The 17,837-nt window shown below is 71.3% G+C and carries 17 protein-coding genes; 9 read left to right on the forward strand and 8 right to left on the reverse strand.

Annotation, left to right across the window (positions count from 1 at the left end):
• Positions 1 to 768: PhoX family protein (locus tag ACR2FV_RS08430; protein ID WP_434015244.1), on the reverse strand; the 768-nt coding region annotated here is incomplete at its 3' end.
• 160 nt (positions 769 to 928) lie between these two features.
• Between ACR2FV_RS08430 and ACR2FV_RS08435 the strand changes: the two genes are divergently transcribed.
• Complete coding sequence (locus ACR2FV_RS08435) at positions 929 to 1,891, forward strand: hypothetical protein (protein ID WP_434015245.1); 963 nt, start codon at positions 929 to 931, stop codon at positions 1,889 to 1,891.
• Here the strand turns inward: ACR2FV_RS08435 and ACR2FV_RS08440 are convergent.
• The 6 genes from ACR2FV_RS08440 to ACR2FV_RS08465 all read right to left on the reverse strand — a co-directional run bounded on the left by ACR2FV_RS08440 (position 1,858) and on the right by ACR2FV_RS08465 (position 10,617).
• A complete protein-coding gene (locus ACR2FV_RS08440; RefSeq protein WP_434015246.1) occupies positions 1,858 to 4,074 on the reverse strand; it encodes an MMPL family transporter in 2,217 nt (738 codons plus the stop codon). The two genes, ACR2FV_RS08435 and ACR2FV_RS08440, sit on opposite strands and share 34 nt — an antisense overlap.
• Positions 4,075 to 4,452: 378 nt before the next feature.
• A complete protein-coding gene (locus ACR2FV_RS08445; protein WP_434015247.1) occupies positions 4,453 to 5,106 on the reverse strand; it encodes a TetR/AcrR family transcriptional regulator in 654 nt (217 codons plus the stop codon).
• Between the two features lie 91 nt (positions 5,107 to 5,197).
• The gene (locus tag ACR2FV_RS08450) at positions 5,198 to 6,532 is read right to left on the reverse strand and encodes a glycosyltransferase (RefSeq protein ID WP_434015248.1); all 1,335 of its coding nucleotides are present in this window, start codon (positions 6,530 to 6,532) and stop codon (positions 5,198 to 5,200) included.
• Between the two features lie 10 nt (positions 6,533 to 6,542).
• Positions 6,543 to 7,601 carry an EamA family transporter RarD gene (rarD, locus tag ACR2FV_RS08455; protein ID WP_434015249.1) on the reverse strand — a complete coding sequence of 353 codons (1,059 nt, stop codon included), beginning with the start codon at positions 7,599 to 7,601 and terminating at the stop codon, positions 6,543 to 6,545.
• Positions 7,598 to 8,740 (reverse strand): 2-oxoacid:ferredoxin oxidoreductase subunit beta, encoded by a 1,143-nt coding sequence (locus tag ACR2FV_RS08460; protein ID WP_434015250.1) that lies wholly within the window; start codon positions 8,738 to 8,740, stop codon positions 7,598 to 7,600. Before ACR2FV_RS08460 ends, rarD begins: the two co-directional genes overlap by 4 nt.
• Entirely contained in the window at positions 8,737 to 10,617 is a 1,881-nt protein-coding gene (locus tag ACR2FV_RS08465; protein ID WP_434015251.1) for a 2-oxoacid:acceptor oxidoreductase subunit alpha, read from the reverse strand. Before ACR2FV_RS08465 ends, ACR2FV_RS08460 begins: the two co-directional genes overlap by 4 nt.
• 85 nt (positions 10,618 to 10,702) lie before the next feature.
• Here ACR2FV_RS08465 and ACR2FV_RS08470 point away from each other — a divergent pair, with 85 nt between their 5' ends.
• From ACR2FV_RS08470 to ACR2FV_RS08495, 6 genes are all read left to right on the forward strand, one after another.
• Positions 10,703 to 11,917 (forward strand): MalY/PatB family protein, encoded by a 1,215-nt coding sequence (locus ACR2FV_RS08470; RefSeq protein ID WP_434015252.1) that lies wholly within the window; start codon positions 10,703 to 10,705, stop codon positions 11,915 to 11,917.
• A 26-nt stretch (positions 11,918 to 11,943) separates the two neighbouring features.
• A complete protein-coding gene (locus tag ACR2FV_RS08475; protein WP_434015253.1) occupies positions 11,944 to 12,444 on the forward strand; it encodes a low molecular weight protein-tyrosine-phosphatase in 501 nt (166 codons plus the stop codon).
• Positions 12,441 to 13,295 (forward strand): fructosamine kinase family protein, encoded by an 855-nt coding sequence (locus ACR2FV_RS08480; protein ID WP_434015254.1) that lies wholly within the window; start codon positions 12,441 to 12,443, stop codon positions 13,293 to 13,295. The genes ACR2FV_RS08475 and ACR2FV_RS08480 overlap by 4 nt, the downstream gene beginning before the upstream one ends.
• Before the next feature lie 370 nt (positions 13,296 to 13,665).
• Positions 13,666 to 14,022 carry an NADH-quinone oxidoreductase subunit A gene (locus ACR2FV_RS08485; protein ID WP_434015255.1) on the forward strand — a complete coding sequence of 119 codons (357 nt, stop codon included), beginning with the start codon at positions 13,666 to 13,668 and terminating at the stop codon, positions 14,020 to 14,022.
• Between the two features lie 4 nt (positions 14,023 to 14,026).
• Complete coding sequence (locus ACR2FV_RS08490; protein WP_434015256.1) at positions 14,027 to 14,605, forward strand: NADH-quinone oxidoreductase subunit B; 579 nt, start codon at positions 14,027 to 14,029, stop codon at positions 14,603 to 14,605.
• Positions 14,602 to 15,180, forward strand: coding sequence for an NADH-quinone oxidoreductase subunit C (locus ACR2FV_RS08495; RefSeq protein WP_434015257.1), 579 nt, complete (start codon positions 14,602 to 14,604; stop codon positions 15,178 to 15,180). Before ACR2FV_RS08490 ends, ACR2FV_RS08495 begins: the two co-directional genes overlap by 4 nt.
• Positions 15,181 to 15,867: 687 nt before the next feature.
• Here ACR2FV_RS08495 and ACR2FV_RS08500 read toward each other — a convergent pair.
• Positions 15,868 to 16,821: a PLP-dependent aminotransferase family protein gene (locus tag ACR2FV_RS08500; RefSeq protein ID WP_434015258.1), complete on the reverse strand. Its 954-nt coding sequence runs from the start codon at positions 16,819 to 16,821 to the stop codon at positions 15,868 to 15,870.
• A 26-nt stretch (positions 16,822 to 16,847) separates the two neighbouring features.
• Between ACR2FV_RS08500 and ACR2FV_RS08505 the strand changes: the two genes are divergently transcribed.
• Together ACR2FV_RS08505 and ACR2FV_RS08510 are read left to right on the forward strand one after the other, a co-directional pair.
• The gene (locus ACR2FV_RS08505; RefSeq protein ID WP_434015259.1) at positions 16,848 to 17,444 is read left to right on the forward strand and encodes a pyridoxamine 5'-phosphate oxidase family protein; all 597 of its coding nucleotides are present in this window, start codon (positions 16,848 to 16,850) and stop codon (positions 17,442 to 17,444) included.
• A gap of 86 nt (positions 17,445 to 17,530) precedes the next feature.
• Positions 17,531 to 17,837: hypothetical protein (locus ACR2FV_RS08510; protein ID WP_434015260.1), on the forward strand; the 307-nt coding region annotated here is incomplete at its 3' end.

The following is a 17,837-nucleotide window of genomic DNA, read 5'->3' on the forward strand; positions in this document are numbered from 1 at the left end:
GGCGGAGGTGCGCAGCGCGGGGTCGCCGGCGGCGGGGCCGTCGAGCACCAGCTCGCTGTAGGTGTGCACGCGGCGGTTGCGCGCACCGTCCTGCAGGTAGCGCCAGGCGCCCTTGCTGCCCTTGCGCTTGACCTCCACGACCGTCATCCCGTGGGCGGCCATGATGATGCGCAGCTGCTCCTCGCTCAGGTCCTCGGAGTCCTCGACGCCCCGAAACATCAGCTGGTCGTTGGTGTACTCGTTGTTGAAGACCAACACGCCCTTGCTCTGTCCGTTGTTGCCGGCGCCGCCACGCAGCACCGTGACGTAGTCGCTGTTGTAGCCGGCCTGCATCTGCTGCGCCTCGACGGACTGGTTGTCGAAGTCGAAGGCGGGAGCGGAGGGGTGGATCGGGTCGCCCCAGCTGATGATCGGCGACCACCGGTAGCCGGTGGGCACGACAACGGCGTCTACGTCGGCGGGGGTCGGGGCGATGGGGGTGAAGCCGACCCCGTCGCGGGGTGCCCACGGCGGCGCCTTGGCGGCGGCGGGTCGGGCCCACGCGGTGAGCCCGGCGGCGGCGACGGCGACACCGCCGGCCTGCAGCATCGTGCGCCGACGCAGGCCCTCGGTGACGACGTCACCGAAGTAGGTGTTGTCGGAGGTGTTGGGGACGTCCTGGAAGCAGGCGTCGCCGCAGCGGTAGTGGCAGGTCATCGCGCTCCGCCCACCAGGGTGGGAGCGGGTGGGGAACAGGGGCAGGGCTCGGCGTGGGGGTGTGATCGTCATACCCGCGAACCTAGGGAGCACGGTCGCCGGGGGGACCAACACGACGTGAACAACGGATGGCGCCGGTCCGACCACCTGTCGACAGTCCGTCCCGGGGGACCGTCGGTCGCCTCGGGATCCGTCATTGGCGGGTCAGGGCCGGGCCCTACGCTGGGCTGCTATGACCTCGCCGCGCTCCCGCCGCCTTGCGGCGGGGTGCTGGGCGATGCTGCCCCTCGGGGTGCTCCTCGTCTCCTCGATGGTGTTGCCGATCTCGGCCGCACCACGGGCGCTGGGTCCCGTCCTGGCGGTCTGCGTCGCAGCCCTCCTGGTCGCCGCCGTCGTGATCGGGCTGGCGCGGCTGGTCCCGCCGCACGCATCCCGGTGGATGCTCAGTCTGACGGGGGCGGTCGGTGCCGGGGCGGCCGGCGGCTACACGCTGAGTCTGGTGGGGGTGCAGTTCTTCGACGACATCTCGGCGACGAGTGCCTGGTGGCTGCTGCCCGCGACGCTGGTGGCGGTCCTGTGGGGGTGGACGGGGTATGTCGTGCACGGCGACCAGCGCCCCAGCGTGCAGCAGATCGTCGAGACGATCCCCGAGCGGGACCGGGTGCTGCCCGCCGCCGGAGCTGCGGACCTGGTGCTGCCCTGGCGCTGCGACAGTCGCTCGGGCAGTCTCGAGGGCGCGGCGATCTTCGTGCTGGTCGTGCTCGGCGCCGCCGGTGTCCTCGTGGTGGTCTCCGGTGGCGGGTGGCTGCTGGGCGTCCTGCTGGGCGTGGGCGGGCTGGTCGCCGCCACGCTGACCTGGGCGGCTGCCGAGGTGCGGGTCCTGGTGGACGGCGACGGGCTGCGGGTGCGGTCCCGGCGGCTGCCCCTGACGGTGCTTCGGGTGCCCGCTCGCGAGGTGCTGGGGGCCCGGGCCATGGACCTGGACCCGATGGTCTGGGGCGGGACGGGGTTGCGCTGGCTCCCGGGGAGCACGGCCTACCTCGGGTCCGGGGGCCCGGGGATCGTGGTCCACCGGCGCAGCGGACGCCGGCTGGCCGTTCAGCTCGCGCAGGATGAGCAGGCCGCCGTCGCCGGGGCCACCGCACTGCGGTCGGTGGCTGCTCAGGCCCGGGTCGGGACCGACTCCTCCTCCTGAGCCGCCTCGGGCTGCTGCCCCGGCTCGGGGTGCCGCTCGGAGACCTCGCCGTCGTCCTCCCGTCCGTCCCGGGAGGTCGGTCGGTGGCTCGGCTCCAGGGCAGCACCCTCCACGTCGACGTCAGGCAGCAGCCGATCCAGCCACCGGGGCAGATACCACGCCCGCTCGCCCAGCAGGCCCATCACGGCCGGCGTCAGGGTCATCCGCACGACGAATGCGTCGACCAGCACCCCGACGGCCAGGCCCAGGCCGACCGGGCGGATCATCGCCAGCTCGGCGAACACGAAACCCCCGAAGACCGAGATCATGATCACGGCCGCGGCCACCACGACCCGAGCGCTGTGGTTGAAGCCCGAGATGACCGCCCGGCGGGCGGGCTCACCGTGCGCGTGGGACTCGCGCATCGCCGAGACCAGGAACAGCTGGTAGTCCATGGCCAGCCCGAACAGCACACCGATGAGCAAGATGGGCAGGAAGCTGAGGATCGGACCCGGCTCGTTGACCCCGAACAGCCAGGAGAGCTGGCCCCACTGGTAGACCGCGACCACCGCGCCGAAGGCGGCGCCGACCGAGAGCAGGAAGCCGGCGGTGGCCAGCACCGGGATGACCACCGAGCGGAAGACCAGCAACAGCAGCAGCAGGGACAGCCCGATCACCAGGGCGAGATAGACCGGCAGCGCGTCGGCGAGCTGCTGCGAGATGTCGATGTTGGCGACGGTCTGCCCGGTCAACCCCAGGGTGGCTCCGTTGTCCTCGCCGATCTCGGCGGCGGTGTCGTCAAGGGTCTGCACGAGGTCGACGGTGGACTGCTCAGTGGGCCCGCCGGTGGGCACGACCTGGAAGGCCAGGGTCTGCCGGTCCCCGCTCACGCCGAAGGGCAGGACGTACTCCACGTCCGGCAGCTCGAACAGTGCCTCCCCGATATCCGCCTGCTTGGCCGAGCGCGCGGGGTCACCCTCGGGCAACGGCTCGTCCAGCTCGGCGACCGCGACGATCGGGCCGTTGACCCCGGCGCCGAAGGCGTCCCGGACCTGGTCATAGGTCTGGTATGCCGTGGACTCGGCTGACTCGGCGCTCCCGTCGGGCAGCCCCAGCCGCAGGTCGCCCACCGGATAGGCCAGCAGCGAGACGAGCGCAAGCACGCCGGCGATGGTCACCCACGGGTGACCGACCACGGTGGGCGCCCACCCGGACCGGTGGGTGTCCAGATGCCTCGGACCGGTCGGCCCGGTGGCGTCGTCAGGGTGGGCCCGCGGCAAGATGCGCCGGCCCACGAGGGACAGCACGGCCGGGGTGAGGGTGAGCGCCACGAGGACCGCCACCGCGACCGTGCCGGCGGCCACCAGCCCCATGATCGACAGGAACGGGATGTCGGTGACGACCAGGGCGGTCAACGCGATGATCACGGTCAGCCCGGCGAACGTGACGGCGTTGCCGGAGGTGCCGGTGGCCAGGGCGATCGACTCGCGGATCGGCATACCGGCTCGTAGCTGGGTGCGGTGCCGGTTGATCAGGAACAGCGAGTAGTCGATGCCGACCGCCAGGCCCAGCATCAGGGCCAGGGTGGGCGCGGTGTTGTTCATCTGCACCACGGTGGTGAAGATCAGAGCCCCCGAGATGCCGACCCCGACCCCGACCAGAGCCATCAGCAACGGCAGTCCCGCGGCGATCAGCGACCCGAACATCACCAGCAGCACCACCGCGGCGACGACCAGGCCGACGATCTCGCCGGGGCCCAGGATGTTGCTCAGGTCCTGCACGATCTCGGCGCCGTAGTCGACCTGCACCCCGGTGCCCTCCAGCTGCTCGCCGATCTGCGGCAGCTGGGCGGTCAGCTCGGGGTCCAGGCTGTTGCTGTCGGCTTCGAACTGCACCTGGGCCAGCGCCACGCTGCCGTCCACGGAGACGAACCGCAGACCCTCGCTCAGGTCGGCGAGCCGTTGACCCACCGCGAGCTGCTGCCGGCCCTGCTCCAGCTCCTGCCCGCCGGCCTCCAGCTGCTCGCGACCGGCGTCCAGCTGCTCCTGCTGCGCGTCGACCTCAGCCTGGCCGGCGTCCAGCTCCTCGCGGGCGGTCTCGGACTCCTGCTGTCCGGAATCAAGCTGCTCCTGGGCACTGCGCAGCTGCTCCGTCGAGGAGTCGAGCTGCTCCTGGGTGGCGAACGGCCCGGCCACGTCGCTCACGCCGTCCAGGGCACGCCAGTCCTGCAGGGTGTCCTCGATGGCGGTTCGCTCAGCGTCGTCGAAACCGTCGTCGCTGCTGAAGACGACGGTGCCGCCGGCCCCGGCAGCGTCGGGGATCTCGGTCTTGAGCTCCTCCAGGACCGTCTCGAAGCGGCTGCCGGGGATGGAGAACTCCGAGGTCAGCGGCTTGCTGAAGGTTGCCGCCGAGCCGGCGACGACCGCGACGACGGCGACCCAGGCGCCGATGGTCAGCCAGTGGTGCGAGGCGCACCATCGGCCGAGCCGATACAGAGGAGTGTGGCCATAAGAGGTCCTTCGCAGGAGGAGCGGCGTCAGGGTGGGCAGGCGTGCCGGTGGGCGCTGGGGTGGTGGGGGTGCTCAGTCGGGTTCGGGCGCGATGGTCACCGGGCCCACGGGTGGGGTCCGCGCGGTGCGCCAGCCGGCCCGGGCGTGACCGAGCGCTGTGCGCAGCAGGTCGGCGAAGAGCAGGAGCGATGCCTCGTCGAGTCCGCCCCGCGTGCGGGCGATCCAGATGTCCTGCGCCGCGGTGAACAGCGACATCACCGATCCCGCCAGGCCCGCGACATACAGCGGGTCGGCGTCCGGTCCGAGCCGAGCCTGCAGCATCCCGGCCAGCCAGTCGGTGTGCCGTGCCCAGACCTGGGCATAGATCTCGCCGCGCTGGTTGTCCGGTCGGGACAGTGCCGCGCACCAGCGGGCCAGCTCGATGGGCAGCGGGCCGCGCAACGTGGCGATCATCGCCGACAGCGGGTCCTCGTGACCGGGGCGGGCCAAGAAGTCCTCGAACAACCCCAGCATCGGCTCCTGCGTGGCCTCGGCGAGGAGGGTGTCAAGACCGGCGTAGTAGTTGAAGAACGTGCGCCTGGAGACTCCGGCCCCCTCGGCGATCTGCTCGGCCGTGAGCTCGCCGATCGGGCCCTCGCACGCCAGCTGCAGCACCGAGGTCTGAATCGCGCGCCGGGTGCGCTCCTTGTTGAGCTCCCGGCGCGAGCTGGTCGCGGTCTGGGTCACGGAGCGACGATAGATCGTCTTGCACGCTAGTGCAAATGTGCATTGCCGTGCAGGAGTTCGGTGAGACTCCTATGGGAAGCCCTGGCGCCGGTCAGTCGAGGGCTTGCAGGGATGCGACGGTGGTGGCCACGCCGTCCTCGGTGGCGACCAGGGCTGCCAGCTGCCGCGCGCGTGCCCTCCGCTGCTCGGCCGACGGGCCGGTCGTCACCTCGGCGATGGCTGCACCCAGCCGCTCCGGCCGTAGCCCGGCGCGGCGCAAACCGCGACCGGCGACCCCGAGTCGGTGCATTCGGGCGGCCCAGTAGGGCTGGTCGCCCATGTGCGCCACCACCACCTGGGGCTTGCCCGCGCGGACCGCCGAGCCAGTCGTGCCGGCCCCGCCGTGGTGCACGACGGCGTCGCACCGGGCGAAGAGCCAGTCGTGCGGCACCTGGTCCACGATCGTCATCTCCCGTCCCGATGCCTCATCGGCGAGCCAGGGGTCGAGTCTTCGGGCGTCGACCGTGTCGCAGAGGTGCTCTGCAATGCCGGACCAGCCGCTGTGCACGATCGGGTGCGCCCCGGCCCGCAGCGCCGCCTGCACCAGGAGCCGCGCGGTGCCGGGAGCATCCCGCGTGGTCATGCTGCCGAAGCCGAGATAGACCACCGGGCGCCCCCGCCGCCGGGCACGGGCCACGTCGGTCTCGACCCGCTCCAGGGTCTGCGCGTCAGGCTCACCCGACCCTCCCCAGGGCGGCCAGTAGCCGGTGGTGACGATCTGCGGCTGGTCCGCCGCCGGCGGCACGACATACCGACTGGTGCCCAGGACTGTCGGAGTGGACCGCAGCTGCTGGTTGAACCACCGGGGCCCCGTGCGCCGGTGGCCCAGCCGGTGCCGGATCTGCGTGCCCGGCACCTGGATGAGGTGATAGGCCGAGGCCATCATCGCCTCGCTGACCAGTCTGTTGAGGGCATTGCTGCGCCCGGGCAGCAAGGCGCTGGCCGAGCTCGGTCCGTGCCGACTGGGCAGCAGCGGGGCCAGCACCGCCATCGCGTGCTGCTGACCCCGCGCCCGGGCAAGGCTGGCGCAGGCATCGACGGTCAGCACCCCACTGACCAGCAGGTCGGCAGCGGCGGTGTGCTCCCACAAGCCTTCGATGAGCGGCCCGGAGAAGCGGTCGAGCATGCGCTGCAAAGCCAAGCCCTCCCCGATCAGGGTGCGGTGCCCGCCGAGCCAGGAGCGACCCTGCGGTGAGTCGGCCGTGGCCGCCAGGTCGATCTCGAACGGCAGGAAGCCCAGGCCGGCCGAGGTCACCAGGTCGGCGAAGTCACGCGGCGCCAGCACCGAGACGTCGTCACCCGCGGCGCGCAGGCCACGGCCCAGCGTCACCAACGGAGCGACGTCGCCCTGCGAACCCCAACAGACCAGCAGCACCCGGCGGCTCATCGCCCGGACCCTACGTGGCGGTGGTCGCGGTCACGGTCGGCGCCGCGAGGCTCGACTGCCGGTCACGAGCGGCCCGCGCCGCACGTCGGGTGCGTCGACCGTGGACCAGGGAGTCGGCGGTCAACAGCACGAGGGCCACCCAGACCAGGACGAAGCCGGCCCACCGGGACGCGGGCATCGACTCGCCGAGCAGCAACACAGCCGTCAGCAGCTGCAGCACCGGGGTGAGGAACTGCAGCAGCCCGATGGTGCTCAACGGCACCCGCCGGGCCGCCGCGGCAAAGAGCAGCAGCGGCACGGCGGTGGCCAGCCCCGCCCCGGCCAGCGCCAGGGTGTGCCCGGTGCCCTCGGCCCCGAAGGTCTGCTGCCCGGTCACGGCCAGCCAGATGACGACGCTCAGCGCGACCGGAGCGATGACCAGGGTCTCCGCGGTCAGCGACTGGATCGCGGACAGCGAGGTGCCGACCCGCTTCTTGACCAACCCGTAGGTGGCAAAGCTGCAGGCCAGTGCCAGGGAGATCCAGGGCGGGCGGCCGTAGTCCAGGGTGATGTAGAGCGCCGCGACCGCGCCGATCCCGACGGCCAGCCACTGCAGCCGGCGCAGCCGCTCGCGTAGCAGGACGACCCCGAGGCCCACGGTGACCAGCGGGTTGAGGAAGTAGCCCAGCGCGGCCTCGGTGACGTGCTCGGAGAGCACGGCGAAGGTGTAGACCGTCCAGTTGGTGGCGATGAGCACGCCCGCGACGGACACCGCGGCGAGCATCCGGGGCCGCTGCAGCAGCGACCCGATCCACCTCAGCCTCCCCATGACCGCCAGGACACCGAGGCAGATCAGCAGGGACCACAGCACCCGGTGAGCCAGCACCTCCACCGCACCGGAGGGTCGCAGCGTCTGCAGATAGAGCGGGAAGAGGCCCCAGAGGCCGTAGGCCGCGAGTCCGTAGGCGGTGCCCCGGGAGGCGTGGGTCAGCCCCGGTATGCCGTGGGCGGGCTCGCCCTTCGTCGGGGGGCCGGAGGTGTGCAGGGCCGAAGCGGGCGGCTCGGGCGCGGTGGCGCCGGATGCGCTCAACCGGCCACGGTCCAGGTGTCCTTGCCGCGCAGCAGCTGCTGCAGCTCGTCGTCGGCGACCGGGCCACCGGCGCTGGCCCGGGCCGCGTCGACCTGGGCGCGGACCTGGTCGTCGTAGGTGGGGCGCTGCACCTGCCGGAAGATGCCCATCGGCACGTGCGCCATGGTCCCGTCGTCGAGCCGGGACAGCGCGAACGCCTGGGCCGGGTCGGCGGCGGTCGAGTCGTGCACGACCACCTCGAGCTGCTCGGCCGCAGCCTGGTCGGTGGGCACCACGCGCACCGCCGCTCCGTGGCGGACCACGACCTGGTCCTCGCCGACCGCTACCTGCTCCCCGTCGATCAGGTGGGCCAGTCGGGCCCTGCCCTGGTCCCGGTCCTTGATCATCTGGAACGCACCGTCGTTGAAGATCGGGCAGTTCTGGTAGATCTCCACCAGGGAGGTGCCCCGGTGGGCGGCGGCGGCCTTCAGCACGGTCGTCAGGTGCGCGCGATCGGAGTCCAGGGTGCGGGCCACGAAGGTGGCCTCGGCGCCCAGCGCCAGCGACACCGGGTTGAACGGGTGGTCCACCGAGCCCACCGGCGTCGACTTGGTGACCGTGCCGACCTCGGAGGTGGGGGAGTACTGGCCCTTGGTCAGCCCGTAGATCTTGTTGTTGAACAGCAGGATCGTCAGGTTGACGTTGCGCCGAAGGGCGTGGATCAGGTGGTTGCCGCCGATCGAGAGGGCGTCGCCGTCACCGGTGACCACCCATACCGACAGGTCCTCCCGGCTGGTGGCCAGGCCGGTCGCGATCGCCGGGGCCCGACCGTGGATGGAGTGCATCCCGAAGGTGTCGAGGTAGTAGGGGAAGCGCGAGGAGCAGCCGATGCCGGAGACGAAGACGATGTTCTCGCGGCGCAGCCCGAGGTCGGGCAGGAAGCCCTGCACGGCCGCCAGCACGGCATAGTCGCCGCAACCGGGGCACCAGCGCACCTCCTGGTCGGAGGTGAACTCCTTCTTGGTCTGCGCCGGAGCGTCGGCGGTGACCCGGGGAACGCCGCGGGTGCCGGTGCCCGGAATACCGAGCTCGACGGTGCCGGTCTCGAGGGCGCCGCCGTTCAGAGTGCCGCCGTTCGAAGTGCTCTGCGTGGTGCTCATGAGTGGTCCTCCTGCAGCTCCAGCGCCTGCGCGTGCAGCACCTCGGCGAGCTCGGCGGAGGCGAACGGCAGTCCGCGGACCGCGGTGTGGGAGTGGATGTCGATCAGGTAGCGGGAGCGCAACAGCATCGCAAGCTGGCCGAGGTTCATCTCCGGCACGACCACCCGGTCGTAGCTGCCGAGCACCTTGCCAAGGTTGCGCGGGAAGGGGTTGAGGTGGCGCAGGTGCGCCTGGGCGACCTGGGTGCCGGCGGCACGGGCCAGCCTGACCCCCGCCGAGATCGGCCCGTAGGTCGAGCCCCAGCCCAGCACCAGCACCCGGGACTCACCGGTGGGGTCGTCCACCTCGATCTCGGGGACGGTCTCGGCGATGCCGTCGATCTTGGCCTGGCGCAGCCGGACCATCCGGTCGTGGTTGTCCGGGTCGTAGGAGATGTCGCCGGTGACGTCCGCCTTCTCGATGCCGCCGATCCGGTGCTCCAGCCCGGCGGTGCCCGGGATCGCCCAGGGCCGAGCCAGGGTGTCCTCGTCGCGCGCGAACGGGTGGAAGACCGGCTCTCCCTTGGCGTCGGTGCCGTTGGGGCCGGTGGCGAACTCGACGTTCAGCTCCGGCAGGTCGGCGACGTCGGGCACGGCCCAGGGCTCGGAGCCGTTGGCCAGGTAGCCGTCGGAGAGCAGGATGACCGGGGTGCGGTAGGTCGTGGCGATGCGGACCGCCTCGAGCGCCGCATCGAAGCAGTCGGTCGGCGACTGCGGCGCGACCACCGCGACGGGGGACTCGCCGTTGCGTCCGTGCAGGGCCTGCAGCAGGTCGGCCTGCTCGGTCCTGGTGGGCAACCCGGTCGAGGGACCGCCGCGTTGCACGTCGATCACCACCAACGGCAACTCGGTGGCCACCGCGAGCCCGATCGTCTCGGCCTTGAGCGCCAGCCCCGGTCCCGAGGTCGTGGTGACCCCGAGCGAGCCGCCGAAGGATGCGCCCAGCGCCATCCCCACGGCCGCGATCTCGTCCTCGGCCTGCAGGGTCGTGATGCCGTAGCGCTTCATGCTGGACAGGGCGTGCAGCACGTCGGAGGCCGGGGTGATCGGGTAGGAGCCCAACACCAGCGGCAGACCGCTGCGCTGGGAGGCGGTGACCAGACCCAGGGCCATCGCCTGGTTGCCGGTCAGCGTGCGGTAGGTGCCGGCCACCATGGGCGCCGCGGCGATCTCGAAGCGGACCGCGAAGTCCTCAGTCGTCTCGCCGAACGCGTGCCCGGCGCGCAGCGCGGTCAGGTTGGCCTCGAGCAGCTCGGGGGTCTTGGCGAACTTCGCCCGCAGGAACGCCTCGGTGCTCTCCACCGGCCGGGAGTACAGCCAGGACAGCAGCCCCAGGGCGAGCATGTTCTTGGCGCGCTCCTTCTCCTTGCGCGACAGGGCGAACGGTGCCAGCGCCTCGACGGTCATCGAGGTGAGCGGGAAGGCCTGCACGTGCCAGGAGTCCAGACTGTCGTCCTCCAGGGGATTGACGGCATACCCGACCTTGGCCAGGTTGCGCTTGCCGAACTCGTCGGTGTTGATGATCAGGGTCCCACCGCGGGGGATGTCGGCGAGGTTGGCCTTCAGCGCCGCCGGGTTCATCGCCACCAGCACATCGGGGGCATCACCGGGGGTCAGCACGTCGTGGTCGGCGAAGTGCAGCTGGAAGCTGGAGACGCCGGGCAGGGTGCCCTGCGGCGCGCGGATCTCGGCGGGGAAGTTGGGCAGCGTCGACAGGCCGTTGCCCAGCGCCGCGGTCTCGGAGGTGAACCGGTCACCGGTGAGCTGCATGCCGTCGCCGGAGTCCCCGGCGAAGCGGATGACGACGCGGTCCAGTCGGCGGCTGGGCTTACTACTCATATGCGGCTGGGCTTACTACTCATATACCGTCCAATGTTACGGGACCGTAGGTTGTTCCACGACCGCGCTCTGCCAGGATGGCCCGATGACGGCGTCGGTCAACCCCTTCGAGCAGGTCAGCCTGGACCAGCTGCGCCAGCGGACCAGCATGAAATGGCGGGCGCACCCGGGCGACGTGCTGCCGTTGTGGGTGGCCGAGATGGACGCCCTGCCGGCCGAGCCGGTCGTGACAGCACTGCACGACGCGTTGGCGCGGGGCGACACCGGCTATCCGGCCGGCCGGGGGTATGCCGAGGCTCTCGCCGAGTTCGCGAGCCGCCGGTGGGGGTGGGACGGGCTCGACGTGGCTCGGACAGCGGTCGTGCCGGACGTGATGCTCGGCATCGTCGAGGCACTGCGGCTGGTGACCGCCCCCGGCGACGCGGTCGTGGTCAACTGCCCGGTCTATCCGCCGTTCTACTCCTTCGTGGAGCACATGGACCGCCGGATCGAGGAGGCCCCGCTGGACCTGCAGGGTCGGCTCGACCTGGACGCGCTGCAGGACGCCTTCGCCCGCGCCACCCTGGGAGGGGGCGGTGCGGCATACCTGCTGTGCAGCCCACACAACCCCACCGGCACCGTGCACACCCGGGCCGAGCTGGCGGCGGTGGCCGAGCTGGCCGGCAGGTATGCCGTGCGCGTGGTCGTCGACGAGATCCACGGCCCGCTGGTGCTGCAGGGCGCGTCGTTCGTGCCCTACCTCAGCGTCGAGGGCAGTGAGCGTGCCTTCACCCTCACCTCCGCCTCGAAGGGCTGGAACCTCGCAGGGCTGAAGGCAGCGCTGTTGCTGGCCGGTCCAGAGGCGGCCGAGGACCTGGCTCGGCTGCCCGAGGAGGTGGGCCACGGGCCGAGTCATCTCGCGGTGATCGCGCACACCGCGGCGCTGCGCGCGGGCGAGCCGTGGCTGGAGGAGGTGCTCAGGGCTCTGGACGGCAACCGCGCCCTGCTCGCCGACCTCACGGCGCAGCACCTGCCGGGGGTCCGGTTCCGGCCACCGCAGGGCACCTATCTGGCCTGGCTGGACTGCCGGGACGTGGAGATCGGGGAGCAGGAGTCGAGGGGACAGGGTCGGGGTGACGCGGGAGCGCTGGCCGGCCCGGCGGCGATGTGGCTCCAGGAGGCTCGGGTGGCGCTCAGCTCGGGTCACGCCTTCGGCACCGGGGGCGCCGGCCACGTCCGGCTCAACTTCGCCACCTCGCCGGCGATCCTCACCGAGGCGGTGCAGCGGATGGGGGCAGCGCTGCACCGCGTCGCCGGTTGACTCGCGAGAAGTGTCATGGTGGTCCCATGCGCATCTGCTTCGTCTGCCTGGGCAACATCTGCCGCTCACCTGCGGCCGAGGCGATCGTGCGTCACCGGGCGGGCGCCCAGGGACTGGCCGTGCAGGTGGAGTCCGCAGGCACCGGCCCCTGGCATGTCGGCGACCCCCCGCATGAGGGCACCCGGTCGGAGGCGGCGCGCCGCGGCATACCCGTGGATCACCTCGGGCAGCAGTTCGGCGCGGCCGACTTCGCCCGCTTCGACCTGGTCGTCGCGATGGACTCGGGCAACGCCGCCGACCTGCGCGACTTGGCCCCTGACGCAGACGCGCGCGACAAGATCGTGCGCCTGGGGGAGTTCGCCCCTGAAGCCGCGAGCACCGGAGTGCGAGATGTGCCCGACCCCTACGGCCAGTCGCAGGAGGCGTTCACGCGGATGTTCGACCAGCTCGAGCCGGCGTGCGACGGACTGGTCCAGGCCCTTGCCACGGGCGCTGTCGGTGACCTGCCGGGGGGCGGCCGGCGATGACCACGGCCCTGCCCGAGGAGCTCATGCAGGGGTGGCACGTCCGCAGCGCGCAACCGGTGACCGGCGGTGGCATCGCCTGGTCCTACCGGCTGGAGACCACGGACGGGCCGGTCTTCGCCAAGACGATCAAGGACGCTCCGCCGGGGCTCTTCGTCCGTGAGGCCGCAGGCCTGCGCGCGCTGCGCACCGCGGGCGCTCTACCGGTGCCCGAGGTGCTGCGGGTCACCGAGTCCGGGATCGTGATGGAGTGGATCGAGAGCGAGGCCGCTCCACCGGGTGACGACGCCGCGCTAGGACGAGGGCTGGCCGCCCTGCACCGCAACACCGGGGAGCGTTTCGGGACCTTGGACGGCGACCCGCGCAGCTTCGTCGGCTCCGTGCCGGTGGACCTGAGCCCCGCCGAGTCCTGGGTGCAGAGCTATCTGGTCGGCCGGGTGCTGCCGCTGACTCGGCGCTGCGTGGAGACCGGGCGGCTGGACCCGGCGGCCCCGGCCCTGTTGGACCGGCTGCTGGAGCGGGCCGACGAGGTATGCGGTCCGTCGGAGCCGCCGTCGCTGGTGCACGGCGATCTGTGGTCGGGCAACAGCATGGTCGACCACACCGGACGGCACTGGCTGATCGACCCGTCCGTGAGCTGGAGCCACCGCGAGCTCGATCTGGCCATGATGCGGCTCTTCGGCGGCTTCGGACCGGAGGTCTATGCGGCATACGAGGAGGTCTGGCCGCTGGCCCCGGGCTGGCAGCGTCGGCAGACCGTGCACCAGCTGCTCCCCCTGCTCGTCCACGTCATCCTGTTCGGCACCTACTTCGCCGACGAGGTGATGACGCACCTGCGCTCCCTGGCCTCGTGACCGTTGTGCGCGCCAGGTGCACCGGGGCCGGCCCGTGTCGCGCGCGTAACGGTCATTCGATGGGGGACATCTCCGTCGAACGGCCGATGCGGAGTGCCCGGGCGGAGAACACGGGCCTCACCCAGCAGACCGCTCTGACTGGTGCCCGATGTCGCACACTGGTGCACCGCGCGCGCAGGGCACCAGTGATCCAGATCGTGCACCAGTCGCGGTCAGAACCCACCGCGTGTCCGACGCAGCGAGGTCTGGACCCCCAAGCGCAGCCTCGCCCAAAGTCTGCTGGGCAACGATAGGGGCATCTCCACCGCGCCCTGCGCAGGCACGGGTGGCGCGCACATCGGTCACGGGCGGGTCGCTAGGCTGGCCGGTCATGGGTGACTATGCGGTGGTGCTGGTGGTGCTGGGCCTCGGCGTCGCCCTCGTCGCCTCCGGCTACGGAGCCCGCCGCCTGCTCGCCCCCAGCGACCCCACCCCGGCCAAGCGCACGACATACGAGTCGGGGGTCGACCCGGTCGGGTCAGGATGGATGCAGGGCAGCGTGCGTTACCTGGTCTTCGCCTTCTTGTATGTCGTGTTCGCCGTCGACGCGGTCTATCTCTTCCCGTGGGCGCTGGTGCTGCGCACCGACCTCGGCGCTGCGTCGCTGGCCGAGATGGCCATCTTCATCGGCGTGCTCGTGCTCGGGCTGGGCCATGCCTGGCGTCGCGGGCTGCTGCGGTGGTGGTGAGCCGATGAGCACCGACCTGCCCATGCCGCGCGTCGGCCCGGCCGCCGACCGCGCCCCGACGGCGGTGCGGATCGTGCTCAACTGGGGCCGGCGCTACTCCCTGTGGGTGTTCAACTTCGGACTGGCCTGTTGCGCGATCGAGTTCATCGCCGCCTCGATGGCCCGGCACGACTTCATCCGGCTCGGCGTCATCCCGTTCGCCCCCGGGCCGCGGCAGTCCGACCTGATGGTCGTCTCGGGCACGGTGACCGACAAGATGGCCCCGGCGATCCGCCGGCTCTACGACCAGATGCCCGAGCCCAAGTACGTCATCTCCTTCGGCGCCTGCTCCAACTCCGGCGGCCCCTACTGGGACTCCTACTCCGTCACCAAGGGCGTCGACCAGATCATCCCGGTCGACGTCTACGTGCCCGGCTGCCCGCCCCGCCCGGAGGCGCTGCTGCACGGCATACTCACGCTGCAGGAGCAGATCAAGAATGAGCGGCCCGGTCAGGCCCGGGGGCACCGCTCGTATGTCGGGCGCCGGGTGAGCGCCGCCGAGGCCAGTCGCGATCTGGTCGCCCCGCCGCAGGAACCGTCGTGAATCCGCTGGAGTCGGGGATGGGGACCCGGGACGTGCCGGTGGCCGACTGGGTGACTGAGGCCGGTGCCGCCCGCGACGCCGGGTACGACTACTTCGACTGGCTGTCCGCGGTCGACCAGAGCGACGCCGAGACCGACCCGGGGCTCGATCTCGTGTGTCACCTGATCGCCACCGGCGAGGGGAGTCCGCGGCCGCTGGCCCGGTTGCTGCTGCGCACCCGGCTCCCCGATGCTGCGACCGTGGCGAGCTTGACGACGGTGTATGCCGGAGCCGCGTGGCACGAGCGGGAGACGCACGAGATGTTCGGCGTCGAGTTCACCGGCTTCGACGACGGGACCGATTTGGGGCTGCGGCCACTGCTGCTGCCCGACGGCTTCGAGGGCACTCCGTTGCGCAAGTCGTTCGTGCTGGCTGCCCGGGCCTCCAAGGCCTGGCCAGGCGCCAAGGAACCGGGAGAGTCCGACCGCGACCTCAAGCCTGCGGCGGACGGCGAGGCCGCACCCGCCCGCAAGCCTGCCCGTCGCCGCCGCCTGCTGCCCCCCGGTGTCCCCGATGAGTCCTGGGGTCCGCGCTGACTCGATCCGCCGGTGTCGCCACTCACACAGGCAAACCAGGGTGTGCGCGAACGAATCGCCTGGTCGACTGAAGAGTCGCCTGTTCGGATGGTCTTGCAAAGCGATGTCCTGATCGGCCCGTCTCATTCGTGGACAGAGTGAGATGGACGCCCGCGGCACCTTCGTCTTCGGGGGCCCTGCGCCGTGATCCCGACGCGGCGACGGTTGTCCGGTCCAACGACGGGAAAGTGGTCATGACCGACGGCTGCGTTGCGCGCTCAGGGCGAGGTCTCACCGGCGGTCCAGTGCCCGGGTCAACACCTCGAGGGCGTGGCTCAGCTCTGCATCGCTGATCCCGCCGAAGCCGACGACCAGCCCGCTGCGCGGGTGGGTCCGGGCGTAACCGCTGAGCAGGGCACGTCGACGCCTTCTCGCGCAGCCCGTTCGCGCACCTGGACCGCCCGCTCCTCAGGCAGCGCGAGTGTGAGATACATCCCTGCTACGGGGCTCGTGACCGAGCCGAAGGGCAGGAGTGCCCGCGGCCACTTGCCGGCCGCGAGCGGCATACACCTGCCGGGCCGAGCGGACCAGCCGGTCGGTAGCCGTCGCGCAGCATGCTGAGGAAGGCGCGCTGCACCGGCCACGATGTCAGGTCGTGGGTGGCCGCCCGTCGTGCCGCGACCTGCGCGACGAGATCCTCGGGGGCGATCACCCAGCCCAGCCGCAGACCGGCATCACGACCTTGGAGGCGGTACCCAGGTGCACGACCGACTCTCCGCCCAGGCTGGCCATCGCCGGCAGGGGGGCCACGTCGTAGCGGAAGTGCGAGTCGTAGTCGTCCTCCATCACCAGGGCGCCGCGGGATCGGCATACCGCGAGCAGGTCGACCCGGCGCTGAGCGCTCATCGTGGCGCCCGTCGGGTGCTGGTGGGCGGGGGTGACGTAGACCGCGCGGAGGTCGTCGGGGACCGGACGCGCTGTCAGGTCGGCACCGTGCTCGTCGACAGGTATGTCGTGCCGGCGGTGCGCCGAGGCGGTGACGGTGGCCGCAGCGGCTCGGTAGCCGGGGTCCTCGACCGCCACGATCCCGGGCGGGAGCACCCCGAGCAGGTGGCGGAGCCCGTCGGTGGTGCCGTTGGTGATCATCACCTGCCCGGGCGTGCACGTGATCCCTCGGGTGCGCGCGGCATAGCCGGCGATCGCGGTGCGCAGCTCGGGCAGTCCGCAGGGTTGCGGGTAGGCGGTGGGCGGAGTGGCGTCGGCCACGTCGCGCCAGGCGCGGGCCCATGACGCGCGGTGCCGGTGGTCGATCCACGGGGTGCCCGTGTCCAGCCGGATGGGTGGCCGGTCAGGGGACGCCACGACCGAGCAGCGGGCGCTGGACCGGGCAGGAGGGCGTGCAGGATGCGGCGCGGTGGTCGCGACGTAGGTGCCCGCGCCGGTGCGGGCGCTCAGCCACCCTTCGGCGAGGAGCTGGTCGTAGGCCACCTCGAGCACTCCGCGGGACACCCCGACGTCGGCAGCGACAGCGCGAGTCGACGGCAGCCGATCACCGGTGGCAAGCGTGCCCCCGGTGATCAGGTCGCGGATCTGCGTGGAGATCTGAATGGCCAGGGGCTTGCCGCGATCGAGTGACAACAGCAGATCGATGGGCAGGGACACGATTGGCTCACTTGGTTGACCTCGAAATGGCTCATGACAGAGGGCCACCTGTCGGCTTCTCGACCGACACCCACCCGGTGGTGCTGCCGATGGCGTATGCCGTCGACCCGCACGGACCCGATCGCGACGGCACGCTCTATCTGCACGGCTCGGTCGCCGCCCGGATGTTGCAGCGCACGGAGACCTTCACGCTGTGCGTGACCGTGACTCTGGTAGACGGACTGGTGTGGGCGCGCTCCCGCTTCCACCACTCGATGAACTACCGCAGCGTCGTCGTCATCGGTCCGGTCCGCCACGTCGAGGACGAAACCGAGCGTGCCCGGGCGCTCGACCAGATCATCGACCACATGGTCGCGGGGCGATCCCAGACCCTGAGGGCGCCGACCCGCAGGGAGCTCGCCGCTACCGCAGTGCTGGCCCTTCCGCTGCACGAGGCCTCGGTCAAGGTTCGGCAGGGGGCTCCGGTGGACGAGCCGAGCGACGACGCCACAGGGTCATGGGCCGGGCACGTTCCGGTGAGCCTGAGCGTCGCGGACCCGATCACCGATGAGTTCAGCCGTGAGCAGGTCCCAACCCACGTGCTTGAGCGCGTGCGCTATGCGAACCGCACGGCCGACCAGTGAGCGGCTTGCTACCTGCACCCACCTTGACCCACCCAGGGGCGAGTCGCTGTAGGCCCTGCTAAAGGCCGGGCGTTTTTCGGGAGGTGTTGCCTGGTGACGTCGAGGGTGTCCTCCGGCTCTACCGCCAGCTGCAGCCGTCTGATCCGGTGCTGGAGGACGGCTCTGATCAAGCGGCGTTCAACAAGATCCTCGAGACCCCAGGACTTCACCTCTTCGTGCTCGCGACGGACGGCTTCGTGGTCGCCACGACCCATCTCAACATCATCCCGAACATCACCCGATCCGCCTCCCCGTATGCCGTGATCGAACACGTCGACAAAGTCCTGGGGTGGTGGTTTGGGTTTTCGCTCTCTCAGGACAGAGACAAGCACAAAACAAACAGCCGTTCCCCCT

The organism is Ornithinimicrobium sp. (genome assembly GCF_051004135.1).
GTDB lineage: Bacteria > Actinomycetota > Actinomycetes > Actinomycetales > Dermatophilaceae > Ornithinicoccus.